General features: G+C 62.8%; 24 protein-coding genes. 14 read left to right on the top strand and 10 right to left on the bottom strand.

What is annotated here, in order from left to right; all coding sequences use genetic code 11:
- Positions 1–13 precede the first annotated feature (13 nt).
- On the bottom strand, positions 14–1,219 hold the full coding sequence (locus tag DEJ54_RS04815) for a hypothetical protein (RefSeq protein ID WP_113153561.1): 1,206 nt from the start codon (positions 1,217–1,219) through the stop codon (positions 14–16).
- Between the two features lie 195 nt (positions 1,220–1,414).
- Here DEJ54_RS04815 and DEJ54_RS04805 point away from each other — a divergent pair, with 195 nt between their 5' ends.
- The 6 genes from DEJ54_RS04805 to DEJ54_RS04780 all read left to right on the top strand — a co-directional run bounded on the left by DEJ54_RS04805 (position 1,415) and on the right by DEJ54_RS04780 (position 7,295).
- The gene (locus tag DEJ54_RS04805; RefSeq protein WP_113153559.1) at positions 1,415–2,098 is read left to right on the top strand and encodes a D-lyxose/D-mannose family sugar isomerase; all 684 of its coding nucleotides are present in this window, start codon (positions 1,415–1,417) and stop codon (positions 2,096–2,098) included.
- Positions 2,099–2,203: 105 nt separating this feature from the next.
- Positions 2,204–2,674 (top strand): hypothetical protein, encoded by a 471-nt coding sequence (locus DEJ54_RS04800; protein ID WP_245447700.1) that lies wholly within the window; start codon positions 2,204–2,206, stop codon positions 2,672–2,674.
- A gap of 147 nt (positions 2,675–2,821) precedes the next feature.
- The gene (locus DEJ54_RS04795) at positions 2,822–3,097 is read left to right on the top strand and encodes an acyl carrier protein (RefSeq protein ID WP_113153557.1); all 276 of its coding nucleotides are present in this window, start codon (positions 2,822–2,824) and stop codon (positions 3,095–3,097) included.
- Positions 3,098–4,312 (top strand): beta-ketoacyl synthase, encoded by a 1,215-nt coding sequence (locus DEJ54_RS04790; protein WP_113153556.1) that lies wholly within the window; start codon positions 3,098–3,100, stop codon positions 4,310–4,312.
- A gap of 147 nt (positions 4,313–4,459) precedes the next feature.
- Positions 4,460–5,716: an imelysin family protein gene (locus DEJ54_RS04785; RefSeq protein WP_113153555.1), complete on the top strand. Its 1,257-nt coding sequence runs from the start codon at positions 4,460–4,462 to the stop codon at positions 5,714–5,716.
- Positions 5,717–5,828: 112 nt separating this feature from the next.
- On the top strand, positions 5,829–7,295 hold the full coding sequence (locus tag DEJ54_RS04780; RefSeq protein ID WP_245447785.1) for a di-heme oxidoredictase family protein: 1,467 nt from the start codon (positions 5,829–5,831) through the stop codon (positions 7,293–7,295).
- Positions 7,296–7,374: 79 nt separating this feature from the next.
- Here the strand turns inward: DEJ54_RS04780 and DEJ54_RS04775 are convergent, their stop codons facing one another.
- Complete coding sequence (locus DEJ54_RS04775) at positions 7,375–8,172, bottom strand: GntR family transcriptional regulator (protein ID WP_113153554.1); 798 nt, start codon at positions 8,170–8,172, stop codon at positions 7,375–7,377.
- Positions 8,173–8,444: 272 nt separating this feature from the next.
- Between DEJ54_RS04775 and DEJ54_RS04770 the strand changes: the two genes are divergently transcribed.
- From DEJ54_RS04770 to DEJ54_RS04760, 3 genes are all read left to right on the top strand, one after another.
- Positions 8,445–9,335 carry an N-acetylmuramic acid 6-phosphate etherase gene (locus tag DEJ54_RS04770; protein ID WP_113156090.1) on the top strand — a complete coding sequence of 297 codons (891 nt, stop codon included), beginning with the start codon at positions 8,445–8,447 and terminating at the stop codon, positions 9,333–9,335.
- A gap of 66 nt (positions 9,336–9,401) precedes the next feature.
- Positions 9,402–10,433 carry an SIS domain-containing protein gene (locus DEJ54_RS04765; protein ID WP_113153553.1) on the top strand — a complete coding sequence of 344 codons (1,032 nt, stop codon included), beginning with the start codon at positions 9,402–9,404 and terminating at the stop codon, positions 10,431–10,433.
- A gap of 105 nt (positions 10,434–10,538) precedes the next feature.
- Positions 10,539–11,180: a LysE family translocator gene (locus DEJ54_RS04760; RefSeq protein WP_113153552.1), complete on the top strand. Its 642-nt coding sequence runs from the start codon at positions 10,539–10,541 to the stop codon at positions 11,178–11,180.
- Positions 11,181–11,255: 75 nt separating this feature from the next.
- On the opposite strand, the gene rlmN is transcribed toward DEJ54_RS04760, so the two are convergent.
- The 4 genes from rlmN to DEJ54_RS04740 all read right to left on the bottom strand — a co-directional run bounded on the left by rlmN (position 11,256) and on the right by DEJ54_RS04740 (position 14,081).
- On the bottom strand, positions 11,256–12,482 hold the full coding sequence (rlmN, locus tag DEJ54_RS04755; protein WP_113156089.1) for a 23S rRNA (adenine(2503)-C(2))-methyltransferase RlmN: 1,227 nt from the start codon (positions 12,480–12,482) through the stop codon (positions 11,256–11,258).
- Between the two features lie 126 nt (positions 12,483–12,608).
- On the bottom strand, positions 12,609–13,109 hold the full coding sequence (locus DEJ54_RS04750; protein WP_113153551.1) for an invasion associated locus B family protein: 501 nt from the start codon (positions 13,107–13,109) through the stop codon (positions 12,609–12,611).
- A gap of 215 nt (positions 13,110–13,324) precedes the next feature.
- Positions 13,325–13,705 carry a YkvA family protein gene (locus DEJ54_RS04745; RefSeq protein ID WP_113153550.1) on the bottom strand — a complete coding sequence of 127 codons (381 nt, stop codon included), beginning with the start codon at positions 13,703–13,705 and terminating at the stop codon, positions 13,325–13,327.
- Positions 13,706–13,784: 79 nt separating this feature from the next.
- Positions 13,785–14,081, bottom strand: coding sequence for a 4a-hydroxytetrahydrobiopterin dehydratase (locus tag DEJ54_RS04740; RefSeq protein WP_113153549.1), 297 nt, complete (start codon positions 14,079–14,081; stop codon positions 13,785–13,787).
- A 60-nt stretch (positions 14,082–14,141) separates the two neighbouring features.
- Here DEJ54_RS04740 and DEJ54_RS04735 point away from each other — a divergent pair, with 60 nt between their 5' ends.
- Positions 14,142–14,615 (top strand): low molecular weight protein-tyrosine-phosphatase, encoded by a 474-nt coding sequence (locus tag DEJ54_RS04735; RefSeq protein ID WP_113156088.1) that lies wholly within the window; start codon positions 14,142–14,144, stop codon positions 14,613–14,615.
- Here DEJ54_RS04735 and thpR read toward each other — a convergent pair.
- Together thpR and DEJ54_RS04725 are read right to left on the bottom strand one after the other, a co-directional pair.
- Positions 14,564–15,163 carry an RNA 2',3'-cyclic phosphodiesterase gene (thpR, locus tag DEJ54_RS04730; protein ID WP_113156087.1) on the bottom strand — a complete coding sequence of 200 codons (600 nt, stop codon included), beginning with the start codon at positions 15,161–15,163 and terminating at the stop codon, positions 14,564–14,566. The genes DEJ54_RS04735 and thpR overlap by 52 nt on opposite strands.
- Before the next feature lie 79 nt (positions 15,164–15,242).
- The gene (locus tag DEJ54_RS04725) at positions 15,243–15,914 is read right to left on the bottom strand and encodes an arylesterase (protein ID WP_113153548.1); all 672 of its coding nucleotides are present in this window, start codon (positions 15,912–15,914) and stop codon (positions 15,243–15,245) included.
- A gap of 80 nt (positions 15,915–15,994) precedes the next feature.
- On the opposite strand from DEJ54_RS04725, the gene DEJ54_RS04720 reads away from it, so the two are divergent.
- The 4 genes from DEJ54_RS04720 to DEJ54_RS04705 all read left to right on the top strand — a co-directional run bounded on the left by DEJ54_RS04720 (position 15,995) and on the right by DEJ54_RS04705 (position 20,918).
- Positions 15,995–16,696, top strand: a complete 702-nt coding sequence (locus DEJ54_RS04720; RefSeq protein WP_113153547.1) for an ABC transporter ATP-binding protein — start codon at positions 15,995–15,997, stop codon at positions 16,694–16,696.
- A gap of 11 nt (positions 16,697–16,707) precedes the next feature.
- On the top strand, positions 16,708–19,257 hold the full coding sequence (locus DEJ54_RS04715) for an ABC transporter permease (protein ID WP_113156086.1): 2,550 nt from the start codon (positions 16,708–16,710) through the stop codon (positions 19,255–19,257).
- 257 nt (positions 19,258–19,514) lie between these two features.
- Positions 19,515–20,255 carry a Bax inhibitor-1/YccA family protein gene (locus DEJ54_RS04710; protein ID WP_113153546.1) on the top strand — a complete coding sequence of 247 codons (741 nt, stop codon included), beginning with the start codon at positions 19,515–19,517 and terminating at the stop codon, positions 20,253–20,255.
- Between the two features lie 90 nt (positions 20,256–20,345).
- Complete coding sequence (locus tag DEJ54_RS04705; RefSeq protein ID WP_113153545.1) at positions 20,346–20,918, top strand: GNAT family N-acetyltransferase; 573 nt, start codon at positions 20,346–20,348, stop codon at positions 20,916–20,918.
- Positions 20,919–21,009: 91 nt separating this feature from the next.
- Here the strand turns inward: DEJ54_RS04705 and DEJ54_RS04700 are convergent, their stop codons facing one another.
- Complete coding sequence (locus tag DEJ54_RS04700) at positions 21,010–21,393, bottom strand: DUF2794 domain-containing protein (RefSeq protein WP_113153544.1); 384 nt, start codon at positions 21,391–21,393, stop codon at positions 21,010–21,012.
- A gap of 713 nt (positions 21,394–22,106) precedes the next feature.
- Entirely contained in the window at positions 22,107–22,871 is a 765-nt protein-coding gene (locus DEJ54_RS04695; protein WP_113153543.1) for a thioredoxin family protein, read from the bottom strand.
- Positions 22,872–23,014: the final 143 nt, after the last annotated feature.

The following is a 23,014-nucleotide window of genomic DNA, read 5'->3' as shown; positions in this document are numbered from 1 at the left end:
TCCCGGTCCGGTCTTACGTCTCGACCGGCGCCCCCAGAACCACGATCGCCAGGCCGAGCAGCGCCAGCGCGGCGAACCCCGCTGCGCGCCACGGGCTGTTTGCATCACGCCATGCCTTGGCTGCGGCAAGTGCGGCCTGCAGCATGTAGTAAAGCGCGAAGGCCCGCGACGCGTAGCTGATGATGTGGAACACATCCGCCGACCAGGTGAGAACGAGGCCCACCGCCACAAGCAGGGCGTAGGACCGCCTGGGCGTAAGCCGGCCGCGCGTCAACTCTGTCAGAAGTCCGCCCGATCCGCTCGTGTCCGCCACTGCCGCGCTGAACTGCGCGGCAAGTCCCGCCGCCACCAGAAGCACGGAGAGGATAGGCGCAACGGCGGCCATCATGCCAATGATGGCCGTTTCCGTGAGCGGTTGCCCGTCTATGTCGAATGTGTAGCTGATCAGCAGGATGTAACTCATATAGATGCCGGTCGAGATCCATTGCGCCAGCTTCATCGAGCGGATCAGCGTCGACGTGTCATAGTCGCGGCCGAGATAGCGCGATGTCTCAAACCCCTGAACCGTCACGATCAGTCCGAACGCAAGGGCGATGGCGTGCCAGCCGCTCACACTTGGCGCGCGCAGGATCATGTCATGCGCCGACACATGCTGGATGAAGTAGATGCCGAGACCGACCAGCAGGCCGGCAATGATGGCGAGCTTGAGCGCGACGGACGCGTACTCCATCTTTTCGAGCGCCCGGAAACCGCGCGTCCAGCCAACCATCAGGATCAGCACATAGACGGCCGATGTCAGAAGCCGTGCATCCGTTGGCTGGTTCGCTTCTGTCAGGCTCACGCCGAAAGCGCCGAACAGGTTCAGATAATAGGCGACCGACACGATGTAGGCGAAGCCGAGGCTGGCCGAGGCTGTCGTTTCCAGAAGCGTTTCCAGCCTGCTGCCGTGCCGTCCCGCTTCCGCCTGCAGCATGCTCATATTGTAGCGGATCGCCGCGCCGAACAGATACGCGCCCAGACACAGCGCCAGCATGACGAGCGGCGCATTGACGCCATAGGCGAAATTGAGGATTGGCCCCAGAACGAGAAACCCGCTGCCGATGATGGAGGCCAGCGGCGTTGTCATCGCCCTCCATGTCGGCCGGCCATGGAGACGCGGCGACCACAGCGCCAGCATCACCGCAACGACGGTCAGCAGGATGATGGCGTTCAGATACATGGAAGGATCCGGGTTTGTGCTTCGTGTCCGGTGCGACGCCGGTTTGAGGATGGGCATTCTATTGATGAGGCTCGCCGGTGCGTTGCGCAAGATCAAGTGGGTTGCGCAAGATCCGGCCGGGCAAAACACCTTGGCGGAATGCCGGGCTTGCGGTACGACCACACATCAAGTCGGTTTCGCACGAGGGAGGTTGCGGTGAAGCGCTCGAGAGTGAACGAGATCCTGCGCCAGGGAGAAGAGTTCATCCGCTCCTTCGGCTATGTGCTGCCGCCCTTTGCCGACTGGACCCCGGAAGAGATGAAGCACCGGCGCGCCGCAATCGACGGGATTGTCGATGCGCGGCTTGGCTGGGACATCACCGACTATGGCGCTGGCGATTTCGACCGGCGCGGCCTCTTTCTCTTCACGGTGCGTAACGGCAATCAGGAAGATTTGAAGCATGGCCGCGGCATGCTCTATGCCGAGAAGATCATGATCTCCCGGCGTGACCAGCTCGCGCCGCTGCACACCCACGCGATCAAGGCCGAAGACATCATCAACCGGGGCGGCGGCACGCTGTGCATCGAGCTTTTCGGGTCTGATCCGGAAGGCGGGATCGACCGTGTCTCGCCCGTGCGCGTGCCGACCGATGGCGTGATGCGGCGCGTGGATGCCGGCGGAGTCCTGCGTCTGGAGCCGGGCGAGAGCGTCACGCTTCTGCCGGGCGTCTGGCATGCATTCTGGGGCGAGAAAGAGGATGTGCTGATCGGGGAGGTGTCGACCGTCAATGATGACGTGACAGACAATATCTTCGCAGAGCCGATCGCCCGCTTCTCCGAAATCGAGGAGGATGAGGAGCCCTGTCGGCTGCTGGTTTCGGATTACGCGACCCGGTTGTAAGGGAACCTGCCCGGCCCCCGCCCGTTGCCTTCTCCGGCAGAACATGTTTTCTGCGCGGCGAATCTACAGGATTGAGTCATGACCTTGAACATCGGATGTCGGCCCATGCCGCTACGAGCCGGACTTGCATTGACGGCCGCACTTGCGTTGACGATGGTCATCGCTTTGCAGTCTCCGCTTTTCGCGCAGGGGCTGAAGAGCGAAGAAGCAATTGATGCCATTGTGGGCTCCGAGGTGAAAACCGAGGAAGTCGAACCGGAGACGGCGAGCAAGCGCATCATCGCGGCAATCGGTGTCACGACGCAGAATGCCGAGCGCGTGCGCAAGACCTTCTCGCTTGAAGAGCTGGATATCGTTCTCCTTCCCGATCTGGAGAAGAAGGGGCAGGACATCGCCAAGGCGATTGCCGAGCATGAGAAGGAAATCGCCGTTCTGCGTGAAGCCATCGAGGGCAGCGCCCTGTTCTTCCATGCGGTTGATTCACGATCGATCCAGGTCCGCGATGTGGTCGCGCTGGACTATGGTGAGGACGGCACCGTAACCATTTTCGTAAAGGGTGGCGTGAACGGGAACTGACGCGGTGATGCGCGGCGGAATTGCACTGCAAACTCTTGCCGCAGGACACGCTTTGGTTTCTTATGTCTGCGATTTTATAGAGTTGAGCGTGGACGCCTTGCCCGATGGCATCCTAGCCTGCGTAAAAGTTGTCCAAGGAGACGCTTCATGAATGCTGAGACCAGTTTGAGCACGGATGAGATCGGCAAGACGATCCTTGAAAAGATCAAGACCCATGCGCAGGACGAGGTCGAGACGATAACGCTCGACACGCCGCTCGCCGACCTTGGCATTCACTCCCTCGAACTCACCGAGATCATTTTCGATGTCGAAGACGAGTTCAACATCGAAGTGGAGATGAACACCGCCGAGGCGTGGGAGAGCATGGAGACCGTCAGGGATATCGTCGCCGCCGTGCGTGAACTGGTGGACTCCAAGAACTAGATGACAGCTCCACGCATCGTCATAACGGGCATTGGTGGCATCTGCGCGCTTGGAACGGATGCCCCGGCCATCTGGTCGGGCATGCGCGCGGGCCGTCAGGCGATTGGCCCGATCACCACGGTGCCGCTGCATGAACTGAAAGTGCGCATTGGCGCCGAGATCAAGCAGCTGCCGGAGCACGGTCTGGACCGCAAGCGGCTCGTCACAATGGATCGCTTCAGCCTGCTCGCATCCATTGCGGCGCAGGAGGCCATGAGCCAGTCGGGCTTTGCCGTGGATGATGCCAATACGCACCGCGTTGGTGCGGTGGTCGGCACCGGTGTCTGCGGCTGGGAAGCCATCGAGGAAAGCTATCGCGCGATCCTTCTGGAAGGGAAGCCGAGAACGGGCATCTTCACGGTTCCGCGCGTGATGCCCGGTGCAGCTGCCGGACAGGTCAGCATGACGCTCGGGCTGCGCGGCCCGGTGTTCGGCGCGACCTCTGCCTGCGCGTCCTCCAACCATGCGATCCTGTCGGCGGCAGACCAGCTTCGTCTCGGCCGTGCCGATGTCATGCTTGCCGGTGGCTCCGATGCGCCGCTGATCTACGGCATTCTGAAGGGCTGGGAAGCGCTGCGCGTTCTGGCTTCGGAAACCTGCCGCCCGTTCTCCGCCGACCGCAATGGTCTGGTGCTGGGTGAGGGCGCCGGCATGGTGGTGCTCGAGACGCTCGAACATGCGCAGGCGCGTGGCGCGACCATTCTGGCCGAGCTGGCCGGTGGCGGCATGTCGGCCGATGCGTCCGATATCGTGGCCCCCACGGTCGAGGGGCCTTCCGCCGCGCTTCAGGCCTGTCTGAACGAGGCCGGTCTCGCCCCCTCCGATGTCGATTACATCAACGCGCATGGCACGGGCACCAAGGCCAATGACCGCATTGAGACCGAAGCGATCAAGCGCGTGTTCGGCGCACATGCCTCGAAGCTTTCCGTGTCGTCCACCAAGTCGATGCATGCTCACTGCCTTGGCGCATCGGGCGCGCTGGAACTCATCGCCTGCGTCATGGCGATCCGGGAGGGTATCGTCCCGCCAACGGCGGGCTATCGCGAAGCCGACCCGGAATGCGATCTGGACGTCACGCCCAATGAAGCACGCAGGCGCGATGTGCGTGTCGCCCTCAGCAATGGTTTTGCTTTCGGCGGCACCAATGCCGTTATCGCGGTGAAAGCCATGGAATAGCGGGCGCGCAATGCGCCCGTCGGGCTTGCCTTTCTAAACCTGATAATTTAAGTCCACATTATTGAGTGGCGGCCACGAGGTCGTGCGCGTCCGTTGTCGATGGCAATGGCAGCGCCTGTTTTCAGGTTTGGAAGAGGGGAAGTCTTCATGAAACGTCGTTTACTGCTCGGCTCTGCAATCATGGCGGTCATGGCAGCGCCGGCCATTGCCGCTGAATCGCAGGAAGTGGTCGAAACCTACGCGGATATCGCTCTCGCGACCTATCAGGACAGTCTCGAGACGGCGAAAGAGCTGCGCACGGCGATCAATGCGCTTGTCGAAACACCGTCGGAAGAGACCATGGCTGCCGCCCGCGAGGCATGGCTCGCTTCACGCGTTCCCTACCAGCAGACCGAGGCCTTCCGTTTTGGCAACGCCATCGTGGATGAGTGGGAAGGCAAGGTGAATGCCTGGCCTCTGGACGAGGGCCTCATCGACTATGTCGATGCAAGCTATGGCACGGAGTCGGACGCCAACGAGTTCTACACGGTCAATGTGATCGCCAATGACAAGGTAAGCGCTGGCGGTACGGATATCGACGTTACCGAAATCACCACCGAGGTGATCGCGTCGCTGCACGAGGTTGGCGGCATCGAGGCCAACGTCGCCACCGGTTACCACGCCATCGAGTTTCTTCTCTGGGGGCAGGACCTGAACGGCACCGACGCCGGTGCGGGAACACGTGCTTACACGGATTTCGACACGGAAAACTGCACGGGCGGCAATTGCGAGCGCCGCGCGCAGTATCTTCAGGCTGCCGCCGATCTCCTGATCACGGATCTCGAAGAGATGGTCGCCAACTGGGAAACCGAAGGGGAAGCCCGTGCCGAAGTGATGGCGGACCCGCAGGCGGGCCTGACGGCGATGCTGACGGGTCTGGGCTCCCTCTCCTATGGCGAACTGGCGGGCGAGCGCATGAAGCTCGGCCTGCTCCTGAACGACCCGGAAGAGGAGCATGACTGCTTCTCCGACAACACGCACAACAGCCATTACTACGATGTCGTTGGCATCCGGAACGTCTATTTCGGCGCCTATGAGCGTGTCGACGGTTCCACGGTCGAGGGGCCAAGCCTCGCCGATCTGGTGTCGGAAAAGGATACCGCCCTCGCCGATGAAGTGAAGGCGAAGCTCGACACCACGCTTGAAGCGATGGCCGTGATGAAGGCGCGCGCCGAAGGCGGCGAGGCCTATGACCAGATGATCGGTCAGGGCAATGAAGAGGGCAACGCGGTCGTTCAGGCGGCGATTGACGGTCTCGTCGATCAGACCCGTTCGCTGGAACGCGTCATCGTCGCGCTCGACCTTTCCGGGATCGAGCTTGAGGGCTCCGACAGTCTCGACAATCCGGAAGCCGTTTTCGAGTAAGAGCCAATTGCCGCCGGGCCGCCATGCCGGCCCGGCGGCACAGCCAACAAGTTCCGCCATGAACATGATTGCCCGCAGCACGACATTCGTCGTCATTCTTTCAGCCCTTGTCATGACCGCCCATGCGGGAGGTTCGCTGCCCGACACGCGCGACGACCTGACGGAGAAGGACCGCGCCCGGGTCGAAAAGGTCACGAAGCCTGCCGGGCAGTTTGAAAAGGCGGAGCGCTTCGAGCGCATGGCCGCGGGCGCGGCGACCTCCACCAAGCGCATCAATGCCGATGCGTTCTCCCATTCGTCGGCCAATCTGGAATTCGAGGCGCTGGAGCGCTTCCTTTTGGGCAATGGCCTGTTCCGCAAGGACTGGGTGTCGTCGCCCGCTTCCACGCAGGCCTCTGACGGGCTGGGGCCGCTGTTCAATGCGCGGGCCTGCCAGTCGTGCCACATCAAGGACGGGCGCGGCCATGCGCCGGCGCGGGTTGAAGATTCCGCCGTGTCGCTGCTTGTGCGCGTTTCGGTGCCGCCGAGTAAGGAGCAGCAGGAGGCGATTGCCGACGGGCGGCTGCATGCCGCGCCCGATCCGGTTTACGGGCTGCAGCTTCAGGATCACGCCGTGGCCGGCCTCACCCCCGAAGGCCGCGTGCAGATCACCTATGAGGATGTGCCCGTGGCGCTGTCGGGAGGCGAGACCGTCACCCTGCGCAGGCCGGTGCTCGGCATCACCGAGCCCGGGTTCGGCCCGTTCCGTGATGATCTCATGCTGTCGGCGCGCGTTGCGCCGCCGATGATCGGCCTTGGACTTCTGGAGAGTGTTCACGAAGCTGATATCCTCGCCTGGGCGGACCCGGACGACGAGGATGGCGATGGCATTTCCGGGCGGCCCGCCCGCGTGCGCGATGCACAGGGAGAGTGGCGTCTCGGTCGTTTCGGCTGGAAGGCGATTGCGCCCACCATTGCCGAGCAGAGCGCAGGCGCTTTCTCCGGCGACATGGGGCTCTCATCGCCGCTCGCGCCCGACCATTGGGGCGATTGCACCGAAGCCCAGACCGCTTGCCGGGCTCTGCCGCACGGTGCGCAGGAGCGGCTGGGCGCGGAAGAGGTGCCCGAAGATCTGCTGGATCTCGTCACCTTCTATTCCAGCCATCTCGCCGTTCCGGCCCGTCGCGATATCGACGACCCGCAGGTGCTCGCCGGCAAGAAAGTGTTTTACGAAAGCGGCTGCGCCTCCTGCCATCGCGCGAAATATGTGACGCGTCGCGATGTGGACGATCCGGCGCTCAGGTTCCAGCTGATCTGGCCCTATACCGACATGCTTCTGCACGACATGGGTGAAGACCTCGCCGATCACCGGACCGAAGGGCTTGCCGATGGCTATGAATGGCGCACCCCGCCGCTCTGGGGCATCGGGCTCACCGGCACGGTGAATGAGGAAGCGACCTTCCTGCATGACGGGCGCGCCCGCACCCTGCTTGAAGCCGTGCTCTGGCATGGTGGGGAGGCGCGGGCCGCGCGCGACCGGGTGGTCGAAATGGCGAAGCAGGACCGGGACAATCTGGTCCGCTTTCTCGAGTCGCTTTGAAGCGCCTGTAAGGTCTGAAGCATCATTGTCTCTGGCAACTCCGGACGGAAAACCGGTTCCCGCTTTTCCTGGAATTGCTTTATCTGCCTGTTTCCTGCTGCAGGTTGAGTTCGGCAACGAAATCAAACCTGTCGCCCTTGAAATAGGAGCGCGTGAACTCGACCACCCGCCCCTCCGCCGTGCGGGATATGCGCTCCAGAAAAAGCGCGGGCTCTCCGGCGTCGGCCTCCAGCAGGCGCGCATCGAACTCCGGCAGCGCGCAGGCATGCATGCGTTGCAGGGCCTTGTGCGGCCGTGCGCCCGCCTGCGCCAGCGCTTCATAGAGTGATGTGCCGAGCGCTGAGAGATCGGGCAGAAGGTCGGCCGGCACGATGGCCAGTTCCACCGCGAGCGGCAGGGCATCGGCCAGCCGCAGCCGGTGCAGCCGCACCACGCGGTCGCCCGGCGACAGGCCAAGCACCATCGCTTCCTGGGCAGACGGATTGGCGTATTCGCGCGCCAGCCAGCGCGTTTCGGGCTTGCGGCCATAGGAGAGCATGTCTTCGGTGAAGCTGGTGATCGCCGCCAGCGGCTGCTCGAAACGCTCTGCCGGCTCCAGCACATAGGTGCCCGACCCCCGGCGCTGTTCCAGAACGCCTTCGCGCACCAGCAGCTCAATCCCCCGCCGCACGGTCACGCGCGACAGCGCTGTCGCCTCGGCCAGAATGCGCTCCGAGGGCAGGGCGGCGCCCGCTTCCAGCGTCCCCGCATCGATCAGGCGGCGAATTGCATTGGCGAGCCGGATGTAAAGCGGGGTCGCATCCGCTTCGCTGGCCTGCATGTCACGGGCGAGAAGCGCGCCAAGGGGTTCTCCCTGGTCCTGCCGGGCGTCGGTCATGAGTTCGCGCGTTCCTGTGATGTGAGAATTGGTCTTAACAATGTAAGCCCAATTATGGCAATGACCATACCGCTTTGCAAGTCCACTCAATGCGTCTTGCTGCATTGTCGCAATTCTGAAGCACAATGATTGCAAAGTGCGGAGGTGGAATTCCGAATTTGCGAAGAGATTTGCAGGGAGGGAATGGATTCCAGCGAAAAAGCCTGTATAAGCTGTTTGGTATTAAATTGGTCTATCATGGGCCAAGCAAACCGGAAACCGATGAGCTCGCCATGACAAAACCGACGGAAACCGCCAGCCAGGCCTATCGCGACATTGAACGCTTCGCGACAGCCGACATGCTCACCGCCATGCTTGATGGTCAGCAGGCCGCAATGGATGCGGTCAGGGCCGCGCTGCCGGCGCTTGAAACAGCCATTGAAGCGACGGCCCGCCGCCTGGCCGATCCTGATGGCCGGCTTATCTATGTCGGTGCAGGCACATCGGGCCGTGTGGGCATGCTGGATGCCGTCGAGCTTTATCCGACATTCGGCTGGCCGGAGGAGCGCTGCATTTTCCTTCTGGCCGGCGGCAGCATCAGTGTGGCCGAGGCGCGCGAAAGCGCGGAAGATGACGAGGATGCGGCCCGCGCCGAGATCGCCGGTGTCGACTGTGGCCCGCGTGACGTGGTGGTCGGCCTGGCTGCCAGTGGCAGCACGCCCTACACATGCGCAGCCATCGAGGTGGCGCGGGAGCGTGGCGCGCTCACCATCGGCATTGCCAACAATCCCGGCAGCACGCTTCTCGAAAACGCCGAGTGTGACGTGCTTCTCGAGACCGGTGGCGAAGTCCTGGCCGGGTCCACGCGCATGGCCGCAGGCACAAGCCAGAAGATTGCGATGAACCTCTTCTCCACTTCTGTCATGATGCGCCTCGGCAAGGTCTATCGTGGCCGCATGGTCGATATGAAGCCGACCAACAAGAAACTGGTGCAGCGCGCCGTCGAGATGCTGATGCAGGTCGCGGAGTGCGATGAGGCATCGGCCCGCGCCGCGCTGGAGAAGACCGCCTTTCACGTAAAGCCGGCCGTGCTGGTGGTGCGCGGCCTGTCGCCCGAGGAAGCCGCTGCGGCGCTGGCGCGTCATGGCGGCGACCTTCACCGCGCACTCGACGAACCGGGTTGATCGGCCCGTCCCGTTCCGCCCCACTCCGTACCGCCCCACAGGCATGATTCATATGGAAAGACTGAAATGACCGAGACACCTTCCCTGATGTTTCAGGAAACCGCCGAAGCTTCCGAGGCTGTTGGCCGGCTCTTTGCCAATGAGGCGCAGGCCTTTGCCGAGCTTGGCAGGGTCATCGCCGAGCGCTCGCCCGCGCTGGTCAGCATGTCCGCGCGCGGGTCTTCGGACCATGCGGCGAGCTTCTTCAAATATCTGTTCGAGATCCACACGGGCATTCCCGTGGCGTCCATCGGTCCTTCGGTTGCCTCGGTCTATGATGCATCGCTGAAGCTCGACCGCGCGCTTCACATCACCATTTCCCAGTCCGGCGGCAGCCCCGATATCGTGGCGGCGCAGGCATCGGCCAAGAAGGGTGGCGCAGTCACGCTGGCCGTGGTCAATGTGGGCGACAGCCCGCTCGCAAACGCCGCCGACATCGTTCTGCCGATCCATGCCGGACCGGAGCGCAGCGTCGCGGCCACCAAGAGCTTCATCGCTTCTGCTGCAGCGCTTGCCGGTGTTGCGCAGGTCGCGTCCGGCTGCGCCGCGCTCAAGGGGGCGCTCGACCGGCTGCCCGAGGCGCTGGCTGCTGCCTGCGACGTGAACTGGGAACCGGCCCTGCCGCTTCTCGCCGATGCCGGCTCTGTCTACACGGCTGGCCGTGGTCCGGGCTTCGCCATCGCACTGGAAGCGGCACTCAAGGCAAAGGAAACCGCGCAGCTTCACGCCGAAGCGTTCTCGCTGGCAGAGCTCATGCACGGGCCGATGCAGCTGGTCGACAAGGGCTTCCCGATCCTCGCCTTCGTGCCCGAGGACGAGGCGCTGGCCTCCAGCGAGCAGTCGCTTGAGAAACTGCGTGGCTTCGGCGCGCAGATTGCGAGCTTCTCCTCGCGCGATGTGGGTGAGCGCACGATCAAGACGCCGACCACCGGCCACGGTCATATCGACCCGCTGGTTTCGCTGGTTGGCTACTACCGCCTGATCGAGCGCGTTGCGCGCGAGCGTGGCCTCAACCCGGACACGCCCGACAAGCTCAACAAGGTCACCCAGACCATCTGACGCTCTACCCTGTTGAATCTGCGCATCATGCTTTCCGAAAATCGGTTCCGATTTTCGGGCCGATGCGTTAGCTTCCGGCACTTCAACCCGTGCCGGAAGCTTCCCATGACCTTCATCCCGGATTTCGCCACCATTGTTCAGTTCGCGCTGGCCACCTTTGTGATCTCCATCACGCCGGGGCCGGACATGACCCTTTTTGTCGGTCGTGCGCTCAGCCAGGGCCGTGCAGCGGGCTTTGCCTGCATGTTCGGCGCCATGACCGGAATCATGATCCATACGGCGCTCGTGGCGCTGGGGCTCTCGGCGCTGATCGTTGCCTCGCCGGAGGCGTTCCTTGCGCTCAAGGTGTTTGGCGCTGGCTATCTGATCTGGCTTGCCGTTCAGGCAATCCGCAAGGGCTCGGCCTTCACGCCGGACAACAAGGGCGGTTCGGGCCGCTCGCTTCTGAAGAACTGGGCCACGGGGCTCGGCATCAATCTCCTGAACCCGAAGATCATCCTGTTCTTCATGACCTTCCTGCCGCAGTTCGTTTCGGCCAATGATCCGGATGCGCCGGGCAAGCTGTTTTTTCTGGGGCTGCTGTTCATCCCGCTTGCGCTCCCCATCGTTGCGCCGATGGTGATTGCGGCAGACAGTTTTTCGAAGTTCCTGAAAAAGAGCCCGCGCGTCACCCGCGTGGTCGATTATCTCTTTGCCGGCGTCTTCTCGGCCTTTGCGCTGAAGATCCTGACCGCGCAGGCCCGCTGATCGGGGAAACCAGACAAACAAAAACGCCGGCTCGCAGATCGCGCGCCGGCGTTTTTGTTTGAAGGTGGTTTGGTCCTACTCGCCGTGGCCGGCGATCATCATCGCTTCAAGCTTCAGCCGGTCGGCTTTCTTCATGCGCTCGGAAGCGGATTTGAGCTGCCCGCAGGCCGCGAGGATGTCACGACCGCGCGGGGTGCGAATGGGGGAGGCGTAGCCAGCCTTGTTGACCAGATCCGCGAACTCTTCGATCTGCTCCCAGTCGGAGCATTCGTAATCGCTGCCCGGCCATGGGTTGAAGGGGATCAGGTTGATCTTGGCAGGAATGCCCTTCAACAGCCGCACGAGCTCGCGCGCATCGTCGAGCGAATCGTTGATGCCCTTCAGCATCACATATTCGAAGGTGATGCGGCGTGCGTTCGACAGGCCGGGATAGGCGCGGCAGGCGTCGAGCAGCTCCTTGAGCGGATACTTCTTGTTGATCGGCACCAGCTCGTTGCGCAGCTCGTCGCGGATCGCATGCAGCGAGATTGCGAGCATCACGCCGATCTCTTCGCCGGTGCGGTAAATCTCGGGAACCACGCCCGAGGTGGAAAGCGTAATGCGGCGCTTGGAGAGCGACAGGCCTTCGCCATCGGAGGCGATCAGCAGGGCCTGTTTCACATTCTCGAAATTGTAGAGCGGCTCGCCCATGCCCATCATGACGATGTTGGTGACCTTGCGGCCTTCGGCCGGCACGATCGCGCCATCGGGCGTATCGGCTTCGGGGAAATCGCCGAGCCTGTCGCGCGCCACCAGAAGCTGGTCGAGAATTTCGCCCGGCGTCAGGTTGCGCACCAGCTTCTGGGTGCCGGTGTGGCAGAAGGAACAGGTCAGCGTGCAGCCCACCTGGCTGGAAACGCACAGCGTGCCGCGGCCTTCTTCGGGAATGTAGACCGTTTCCACATCCACCGGGCGCCCTGCGCCGCGCGGGGGAAAGCGCATCAGCCACTTGCGGGTGCCGTCCTGCGAGATCTGCTCTTCGATGATCTCCGGGCGCGCGATGGTGAAATGCTCGTCGAGCTTGGTGCGCAGGTCCTTCGAGATGTTGAACATCTGCGAGAAGTCCGACACGCCGCGCACATAAAGCCAGTGCCAGAGCTGGCGCACGCGCATGCGCGCCTGCCTTTCCGGCACGCCGAGCGGGAGAAGCGCTTCAGCGAGTTGTTCGCGCGAAAGGCCGATCAGCGGCTGCTTTTCGGCGGTTGCGGCGGGGCGCAGCTCAGCGCGCCCCTCGGGCGTCGATAGATCGAGTGTCAGTGCCATGGCGTTCTTGAAACGGTTGCGGGCAGCGCTCTCCGAATGACGGGGCTGCCCTTCATTTGCCGCGCTCATAGCACGCCTGAAGGCTGCCGTCACCTCTGGCGGTCGGCAGCCTCGTTTTGCAGGATGCTATTTGCAGTTCTGCGTGGCGTTGATCGCAGCCGTCACACCGCTCAGCGAGAAGGTGTAGCTGGTGTCGTTGCCGCGACCGGACTTGGCCGCGACCTTCATGTCGGAGCCACCCTTCATGGCCGCGATGAGCTGCGGCTCTTCCGCTGCATTCTCGAGCCAGGCTGACTGGCCCTTGGTGAACATGGTGAAGCTCTTGTTGCCGACGGTGACAATCACCTTGGAGCCCGTCTGGAAATTGTAGGCGGCAATGAACTGGGGCTCGGAGGCAACGTTCTGGCCGGGCTTCTGGCTCACAAAGAAGAAAATGTCGCCATGGTCCAGGCTGGCCGGCTGCTTCGCTTTCGGCACGCTCATGGCGTAACACACCTTGCCGTTGCCGGACTGGTAGCTGTAAACGCCCCAATCGCGATGCTGCCCCACCGCCGTAGCCTGGGCCAGTGCAGGGCTCGCTGCCGCCATTCCGCAAATGAGCATCAGTGTCGAAATCAGTACGCGCATCGTCTTGACCGTCTTTTTTGCCAGTGTTTCGAGGCCGGGTAGCCTCTCTCTAGATCACTTCATTTTTACTTAATCTGGGTTACCAAAGCGTGAAGCGAATTGACGAATTCTGCATGCGCTAAACCCCGATCCGTCATCACACAATTGGTGCGACAACTGTCGAACACCCCTTCGTTATCGGTTGAAACGAATGAAAGAGGCAAGATTTTGACTGGTTATGCGTCGAACCCGGTCTCGGAGAGCGCCTTCCGCGCGGCATAAGTGTGAGCCGGCGTAATATGACGGCGCACGGCGTTGAGCGCAGCGGCGAGAACCGCCACGTCATCGGTGAAACCGAAGCCGAGCAGGAAATCCGGCACCACGTCCAGCGGCAACACGAAATAGGCGAGCGCCGCCAGCAGAATGCCGCGCACGCGGGGTGGCGTGTCCTGATCGAGCGCGCAGTAATAGCCGGCGACAATCTCTTCCATGAACGGCACCTGGCGGGCGGCCTTCTTCATCGTGCGCCAGAATTTTGCGCGCACACGCTCTTCGCGCCTGCGGTTTTCGCGCGGCTCGACCGGTTCGAGAATTTCGCCGATTTTCACGTCGTCCATAGCGTCTCCTGATTGCAGAAATGTGGGAGATGCGTGGCGAAATTCAATGTTTGCCCGTTTTGAGCCGCCCTAAAACGCCTCAAGTCCGGGCAAAACGGTTCATGGCGGCGGCAAGCTTCAGGTCCAGCTCGGTCAGCCCGTCGGCGTCATGGGTGGAAAGCACCACGTCCACGGTTTTGTACACGTTCGACCAGTCGGGATGGTGATTGAGCTTCTCCGCCGCCAGCGCCGCGCGGGTCATGAAGGCAAAGGCCTCGGAGAAATCCGCAAAGACGAACCGCTTCTGAATTGACGCGCCATCCTCGGCCAGTTCCCAGCCCTCGAGCTTTTCAAGGGCCTCTTCCAGCGCCGTCGGATCGAGCTTTGGTCTTGTCATCGCGTCTCTCCATGGTATCGCCTGTGTGGAATGTCACTTCCGGATGATAGCGCCATGAGCATGAACGCAAAGCCCCGCACATCGATCCTCTTTGTCTGCCTCGGCAATATCTGCCGTTCGCCGCTTGCCGAAGGCGTGTTTCGCAGCGTCGTTGCGGAAAAGGGCAGGGAGGATGCGTTTCTCATCGATTCGGCCGGCACCGGCGCCTGGCATGCGGGCAATGCGCCCGATCCGCGCTCGGTGGCGATTGCCCGTGATTTCGGCGTCGACATCACCGGCCAGCGGGCGCGTCAGGTGGTGGCGGAGGATTTCGACCGCTTCGACCTGCTGCTCGGCATGGACCGCAGCAATGTCCGCACCCTGCGCGAGCGTGCGCCTGCCGGAGCGGCGGACCGCGTTCATCTCTTTCTCGATTATGCGGGCGGGCGCATGATCGACATTCCCGACCCCTATTACGGGGGCGATGATGGCTTCGCGTCCGTCTACCAGACGATCCGCGAAGCCTCGGAAGCGCTGTTGTCCAGGCTCGACTGACGGTCATAGTCCGCGCCGACCAGCGGCCAGGCCTCTTCGATCACATAGGGGCCGCCGCCGACGGAAGCGCGTGACGACATCAGCACGAAACGCCCCACGGTGAACGGCACCGAAGCGAAATTGCCGCGCGCCGAAAGATAGTGCGCTACCTCATGCGGATTGGCGTTCTTGAGGCGGGCGAGCGTCACATGCGGCGTGAATTTGCGGGGATCGGGCGGCAGTCGCAGTCGCCGGCAGATGCTCTCTATCTCGCCCTGCAGGGCGTAGAGATCCGGCGAGGCGGAAACGCCGGCCCAGATGGAGTGCGGCTTCTTCTGTCCGAAGGCGCCGACGCCGGAGAGCTTCATGGTGAAAGAGGGACGCCGAACCCGATCAAGCGCATTGGCGATCTCGTCGGCCGTATGGCCTTCCACATCGCCGAAGAAACGCAATGTCAGGTGATAGTTTTCGACGTCGATCCAGCGAGCTCCTGGAAGACCCCCGCGCAGGAGTGACAACGACAAAGCCGCGTCACGCGGGATCTCGAGGGCGGTGAAAAGTCGCGGCATGGCAACCTCCTCGAATCGAACTGTCGCCATCAGCGAATCACTGATCGCCAGTCTCGGCAAGCGGTTTTTGCCGCGCTTTTTAGGCGTCGTCTCCCTGATGCGCTTCGATCACATCGCGAATGGTTGGCAGCATGCGTTCGACCATGCGCCTAACCCCTTGTGGGTTCGGGTGCATTCCGTCTTCCAGAAGCAGCGACTGTTCCGCCGCCACGCCATCGAGAAAGAAGGGGATAAGCGTTACGTCATGCTTCTCGGCCAGCCGTTTGAAGATCGGGTTGAAGGCGGACGCGTAGTCCTCGCCCAGATTGGGGGCGGCAAGCATGCCCGCCAGAACAACCCGCTGGCCGCGCTCATCCAGCTTGGCGATCATCCGGTCGAGGTTCTCTTCCGTTGAAGCCGGCGGGATGCCGCGCAGCATGTCGTTTGCGCCGAGTTCCAGGATCACGATGTCGGTGCTCTCGGGGATGGACCATTCGAGCCGCGAAAGCCCGCCGCTGCTCGTGTCGCCGGAAACGCCGGCATTGGCCACCTTCACCGCATAGCCTTCCGCCTTCAGCGCATCCTCGAGCTGTTCGGGAAAGGATTCCCCCGGCGCAAGGTTGTAGCCGGCCATGAGGCTGTCGCCGAAACCGACGATTTCGACCTGGTTTGCAAGCGCTGCGGGAGCCGTGACAAGCGCGAGCGTCACAGCCGCTGCGGCCGATGAAATTTTTGTGAACTGGCCGAAAGATCGAAAAAAATTGAATGCCATGCGGGATAACCCATATTTGCCGGAACCGTGCAATTGTACGATCCCAGCGCCATTTTTTCCCAATATAGGATATCTTTTCCGTGACAGAAGCCGTGATCGAACTTGAGAATGTGTCGCTGACGCTGGGTGAGGGTGCTTCCTCGGTCCATGTTCTCAAAGGGGTCAGCCTGTCGGTGGAGCGTGGCCGCTCGACCGCCATCGTCGGCCCGTCCGGCTCTGGAAAATCAACGCTTCTGATGGTCATCGCCGGGCTGGAGCGCATTGATGGCGGCACGGTGCGTGTGGGCGGAACGCAGATCAACGGGCTCAGTGAAGACGCCATCGCCGCCTTTCGCGGCCGCTCCATCGGCATCGTCTTCCAGTCCTTCCACCTCATTCCCAACATGACGGCGCTCGAAAATGTGGCCGTGCCGCTGGAACTGGCGGGCCATCCCGACCCGTTCGGCGCGGCGGAGGAAGAGCTGGCAGCTGTCGGTCTCTCGCAGCGCCTTACGCATTATCCCGGCGAGCTCTCCGGCGGCGAACAGCAGCGCGTGGCGATTGCGCGTGCGCTGGCTCCCGGGCCTGCCATCCTCATTGCCGACGAACCCACTGGCAATCTTGACCAGGCGACGGGCCGGCAGATTGCCGACATGCTGTTTGCCAAGGCGAGCGAACGCGGCACATCGCTGGTGCTCGTCACGCATGACCCGGCCCTTGCTGCCCGCTGCGAACGCCAGGTGGCGATGCGCTCGGGCCGCATCGAGCCTGCAGCCGAGGCCGAAAAGGCTGCAATGGCATGAGGGCCGGCGACATGAGTTTTGGCCGAACCCTGCGCCTTGCCTTCCGTTTTTCCCTGCGTGAAATGCGCGGTGGCCTGTCCGGCTTCTTCATCTTCCTTGCCTGTATCGCGCTGGGTGTCGGCGCGATTGGCGGCGTCAATTCGGTCGCCCGCGCGATCACCGGGGCGGTGGAGACGGAGGGGCAGTCTCTGCTCGCTGCCGATCTGCGCTTCGAGCTGAACCAGCGCCGTGCGGGTGAAGATGAGCGTGCGTTCCTCACCGGTCTCGGCGATGTTTCCGAAAGCGCAAACATGCGCTCCATGGCCCGTTTGCCCGACGGTTCCGATCAAACGCTGGTCGAGGTCAAGGCGGTGGACGGCCTCTACCCGCTCTATGGCGAGCGCGTGACCGAGCCGCAGCTTTCGCACGACGATCTCTTTGCCGAGGTGGATGGTGCATTCGGCGCTGCCGCTCCGGCATTGCTGTTTGAACGTCTCGGCATTGCGCCCGGCGACCGCATCATGCTCGGCGGCCAGCCGATCGAGCTGCGGGCCGTTTTGACCACCGAGCCCGATGCTGTCTCGGACGGTTTCGGGTTCGCGCCACGGCTGATGATCTCGCTTGATGCGCTGGAAGCGACGGGCCTCATCCAGCCCGGCAGTCTGGTCGAGCATGTCTACAAGGTGCGGCTTGTCGGCGACACCGATGCCGGTGCGCTGGAGGCCGCACAGGCGCAGGCCGGCGCAGAGTTCCCCGAGGCCGGCTGGAGCATTCGCACGCGCAGCAATGCCGCGCCCTCGCTTTCCCGCAACATTGAGCGGTTTTCTCAATTCCTCACCCTGGTGGGCCTGACGGCGCTGGTGGTCGGTGGTGTTGGCGTGGCCAATGCCGTGCGCGCCTATCTCGACAGCAAGCGCGCCGTCATCGCCACCTTCAAGAGCCTCGGCGCATCCGGCGCGTTCGTCTTCACCGTTTATCTGGTGCAGATCCTGATGATCGCCGGGATCGGCATTCTTGCCGGTCTGGTGATCGGCGCGCTGATGCCGTTCGGCGCATCGGCCGTGCTTTCCAGCGTGTTGCCGGTGCCGGCCACGGGCGGGTTCTATCCGGCAGCACTGGCCGTGGCGGCGCTGTTCGGCGTCATGATCACGCTGGTCTTCGCGCTCATGCCGCTTGGTCGTGCGCGCGATGTGCCGGCGACGGCGCTGTTCCGCGAAATGGGTGTCGATGGTCGTGGCTGGCCGCGCCCCGTCTACATCCTCCTGTCCATGGCCATCGCTGCCTCGCTCGCCGGTTTCGCCATCTGGTTCTCCGATGACCGGCGCATGGCGGCGGTGTTCGTCGGTGCGACGGTGTTTGCCTTCATCGTGCTGCGCGTGGTGGCGCTCGGCATCGAATGGCTGGCGCGCCGCAGTCCGCGTGTTGCGTCCACCCCCTTGCGTCTGGCGCTTGGCAACATCCATCGCCCCGGCGCGCTCACGCCCTCGGTCGTTCTCTCGCTGGGGCTTGGCCTGACGCTGCTCGCCACGCTGGCGCTGATCGACGGCAATCTGCGCCGGCAAATTACCGGCAATCTGCCGGAGGTCGCGCCGAACTTCTTCTTTGTCGACATCCAGAGTGGTGAGGTGGAAGCCTTCGCTGATCTGGTGAGCGAGCAAGCGCCCGACGGCAAGCTGATCCAGGTGCCCATGCTGCGTGGCCGCATCACGGCGCTCAATGGCGTCAATGTGCGCGACATGGAGATCCCGCCGGAGGGCGGCTGGGTGCTGCGCGGCGATCGCGGCATCACCTATGCCCGCAACGCACCGGAAAACTCCACCCTGACCCAGGGCGAATGGTGGCCGGCCGATTATGACGGCGAGCCGCTGGTTTCCTTCACGGCGGAGGAGGGCGGCGAGCTCGGGCTCAAGATTGGCGATACGATCACCGTCAACGTGCTGGGCCGCGATGTCACGGCGCGGATCGCCAATTTCCGTGCGGTCGAATGGGAATCGCTCGCCATCAACTTCGTGATGGTGTTCTCGCCCAACACGTTTGCCGGTGCGCCGCATGCATGGCTCGCCACGCTGACGGATGCCGAGGCAACGCAGGCCGACGAATCACAGATCCTCAACGCTGTCACGCGCGGCTTCCCGACCGTGACCACGGTGCGGGTCAAGGATGCGCTCGATGTGGTGAACCGGCTGGTCGAGCAACTGGCGACCGCCATTCGCGCCGCCGCAGCTGTGGCGCTGATCGCCTCGGTTCTGGTGCTTTCAGGCGCGCTGGCGGCCGGAAACCGGGCGCGGGTGCATGATGCGGTGGTGCTGAAGACGCTGGGCGCGACACGGCGCACGCTGATCGCCGCCTTCTCGCTCGAATATCTGCTGATCGGTCTGGCGACAGCGGTGTTCGCGCTGCTCGCCGGCGGTGTCGCGGCATGGTTCGTTGTTGCGCAGGTCATGGGCCTGCCATCGAGCTTCCTGCCGGAGGTGGCTTTGACCACCATTGCGGTGGCGCTCGTCCTGACCGTCGGCTTCGGCCTGATCGGCACCTGGCGGGTGCTTGGGCACAAGGCGGCTCCGGTTCTGCGCAATCTCTAAAGCGAGAGACTCTGAAACAGCGGGGCGGCCTTTGGGCCGCTTCCGGCAGCCCCAGGCATGAAAAAGCGTTAACCGTGCCGCCGGGGAAGCGCTTTTTTTGCCCGCGAAGTGTTGCCGCATCTGCATTTCTGGGCGTTTCAGGTCTTGTCGTCAGCTTAAACTGACATCATATTTGCATTACGCATGCTGGTATCCCGCCAGCGGCGCACGGTCGTATGGCCGTCACCCGACGGGATTAAAGCCAGAAAGGGATAATTATGGCTGACCTTCGTAACTATCAGGCCCGCGCAACGCCCGGCGTACGCGCGGACGCGGCCATCGACGAGGGCCTGCGCGCCTACATGATTCGCGTCTACAACCTTATGGCGCTTGGCCTGGCCATCACCGGTCTTGCAGCCTTTGGTGCATTCAATCTCGCCATCGCGGATGGCCAGCTGACCGCATTCGGCCAGCTCATCTACGCCAGCGCCTTCCGCTGGGTTGTCATCCTCGCACCGCTCGCGCTGGTGTTCTTCCTCAGCTTCCGCATTCAGAACATGAGTGTCGCGGCTGCGCAGACGACATTCTGGGTCTATTCGGGCCTCGTGGGTCTTTCCCTGTCGACGATCTTCCTCGTCTACACGGGTGAGAGCATCGTCCGCACCTTCTTCATCACCGCCGCATCGTTCGGCGCGCTGTCGCTCTGGGGTTACACGACCAAGCGTGACCTCTCGGGCATGGGCTCGTTCCTGTTCATGGGTCTGATCGGCATCATCATTGCCTCGATCGTGAACATCTTCCTCGGCTCGTCCGCGCTGCAGTTCGCCATCTCGGTGATCGGTGTGCTGGTGTTCGCCGGCCTCACGGCTTACGACACCCAGCAGATCAAGGAGATGTACTACGAGGGCGACGACGCCACCGTGTCCGGCCGCAAGGCAATCATGGGCGCCCTGCGTCTCTACCTCGACTTCATCAACCTGTTCATGTTCATGCTGCAGTTCCTCGGCAATCGCGAGTAGCGGGCGCTGAACTTTGAACGACGATACGAAAGGGCGGCTCTCGGGCCGCCCTTTTCTTTGATCCGGTTTCCCAAAAGGCGTTTTTGCTCCATGCCGCTCACCATCCGCCCCGCCAGTCTCGATGACGCGCCCGCCATCACCCGCATCTACGCCCATGCCGTGAACGAAGGCACGGCAAGTTATGAGCTTGATCCGCCGGGCGAGGCCGAGATGCGTGAGCGCATGAGCGCGCTCCTCGGCAGCGGCTATCCCTATCTGGTGGCGGAGGAGGAGGGCGTGCTGCTTGGCTATGCCTATGCGGGGCCGTTTCGCCCGCGCCGCGCCTATCGTTTCATGGTGGAGGATTCCGTCTATCTCGACCCGCAGGCGCAGGGGCGCGGTATCGGCCGCACTCTGCTCGAAGCGCTGGTCGAGGCCTGCACGCAGTGCGGGTTCCGCCAGATCGTTGCGGTCATTGGCGATGGCTCGGAAACCAGCGCTTCAGTCAAGCTGCACCGGGCCATGGGGTTCGAGGATGCAGGGGTGCTGCGCGGCAGCGGGTTCAAGCATGGCCGCTGGCTCGACACGGTGTTCATGCAGCGCACGCTGAATGCGGGAACGAACACGCCACCCGATCCACAATCGCTCCCCGAGCGGCTGTTTCGTGGTGAGGCTGTGGGCTGACCCAAGGGGGCAGACCGAGGGGGCAGACCGCCATGCGTCCGGGCGGACGCACAAAGGCGATCCAGACCAGCGTTGCTCCAGCCGGCTTTGCTCAGGTGACCAGCTTGAGCTTCTTGTCGAACACGGCGAGCACCCGCGTCAGTTCGTGCCCGCGCTTCAGGATCGCGCCGGTGGCCGCAACCACACTGTATGCGCCCTGCTTACGCGTGAGCTTGGGGTCTTTCACGATCTGGAAAAGGGGCACTTCGCTGGTGCGTCGGAAAACGGAGAAGATGGCCCGGTCCTTCAGGTGGTCGATTGCATAATCGCGCCACTCCCCGGCGGCGACCATGCGCCCGTAGATGCGAAGAATCTGGTCCAGTTCGCGCCGGTCGAAGGTTACGGGAAGGCTGGAGCGCGCACGGCGCTCTTCATGCAGCGGGATCAGTATCCCGGAGCTGTCCCTATCCTCCCCGGCGCTGCCGTAATCGCTCATTGGCTAAACCTCATGACGATTTGGTGACACGAAAGGTTCGCCCGCCATAGCCGGAAATGCAAGCCCTGCCTTCCTTCCCGGCTTACGATCCAGACTGTCCAGAGGCATCGGGGCAACCGAAAAACCGGTCTCCACTGTCTCGGTCCGATGCTCAGGCCGCGCGGGAAAGGTTGGAAAAGCCTGTTAACCTTTCTTGATGCCGTGCTATATTCGGAGTGGTTAGACCATCCCCGACATTTTGCCGACGCATGTTTTGTGAACCTGCAAGCCACTATCGTTAGCCGGTAGTCACAAATCGGGACCGTTTGTCGGAATTGGTGATGACGTGCCTTTTTCTCGACACATTTTGTCCAAGCTCACGCCCCATTGTGCCGCGACGATCCGACCGTTGCCTGAGACGGTTCGGTCCGGACACGGATCCCGAAAACCCCAAGCCCCCCCGCCCTCGGGGTCATGACCGGATCGAACCAACTCGGATCTCCGAGCCGGGCAACGGTCCCAAAAGATCAAAACCGGTGCTGAATGATTCAGCACCGGTTTTTCTTTTGGGACCACCGGGTTTTTTGACTTACGGGGTTGGCTCACGGGGTGCCCATGCTTGGCTCACGGGGTGCCCATGCTTGGCTCACGGGGTGCCCATGCTTGGCTCACGGGGTGCCCATGCTTGGCTCACGGGGTGCCCATGCTTGGTTCATGGGGTGCCCGTGCCTGGTTCATGGGGTGATTGCGACAGCGCCGAGGATGGCGCCCGGCCTTCCTTCCCTGTCGACGCGCTGGAGAAGCAGCGCGCAGCCATTGCCTTTCTTCACCAGCTCGCTCTTGGGCATTTCGAAGCTCTTGGCCGTTCCGTCCCACATGCCGATTGTCTGGATCTGGTTCACCGCGTTGCGATATTCGATGGTGCGGCCCCGGTTCTCTCCGGCGCGGATCTCCACCGTCGCGCGTGGCGCAAAGTCGACAAAGACCAGATGCGCGTCGAGCAGCTCGTTGCCCGCGTCGCCGCGAAATGCGCCGACTTCGACGAGAATGGTGTCGCCCCTGTCCTGAAGCGACAGATCCACCTGTAGCCCGTCCGGCGTGCCGGCCATGCTGTCGAGCGATGCGGTCACCCTGCTCCTGTCCGCGCCGTTCATGTCGGTGCGGCCATTCACGATCATCTGTGGCGTGTAGACGGAGGCTTTCTGGAGAGAGCGCGCATAGTTCTTCTGCCGCGCGGTGTTCGCGGCGCTGCCAAGCGCATCGCGCCAGCCCAGATAGTCCCAGTAATCGACGTGATAGGCGAGGGAGATGACGTCGTCCCTTTCCGCCAGTTCGCTGAGCAGCGCATCCGCTGGCGGGCAGGAGCTGCAGCCCTGACTGGTAAACAGCTCGACCACACCGACCGGCCGCGCCATCTCCTGGGCGCCGGCAATGCCGGTAAGGGCGTAGAAGCCTGCAACCGCCGCCAGCAGCTGGCGGCGCGTGGTGAGCCAAGTCATCTGTACTCCGTTCGGAAACTGAACCCGATCCTGTTTTCAGGCACTATAGGTGGCGGGCGGGCTCAACAAGAAGTCACGTTCCGGTGAGGAAATGCAGCCGGAAACAAAAAAGACCGCCGGCGTTTCCGCCGACGGTCTGTCTC

Source organism: Nitratireductor sp. OM-1 (genome assembly GCF_003296175.1).
Taxonomy (GTDB): Bacteria; Pseudomonadota; Alphaproteobacteria; order Rhizobiales; family Rhizobiaceae; genus Nitratireductor; species Nitratireductor aquimarinus.
The sequence above is the reverse complement of the archived record's forward strand: the minus strand, read 5'-3'. Positions and strand labels throughout refer to the sequence as shown.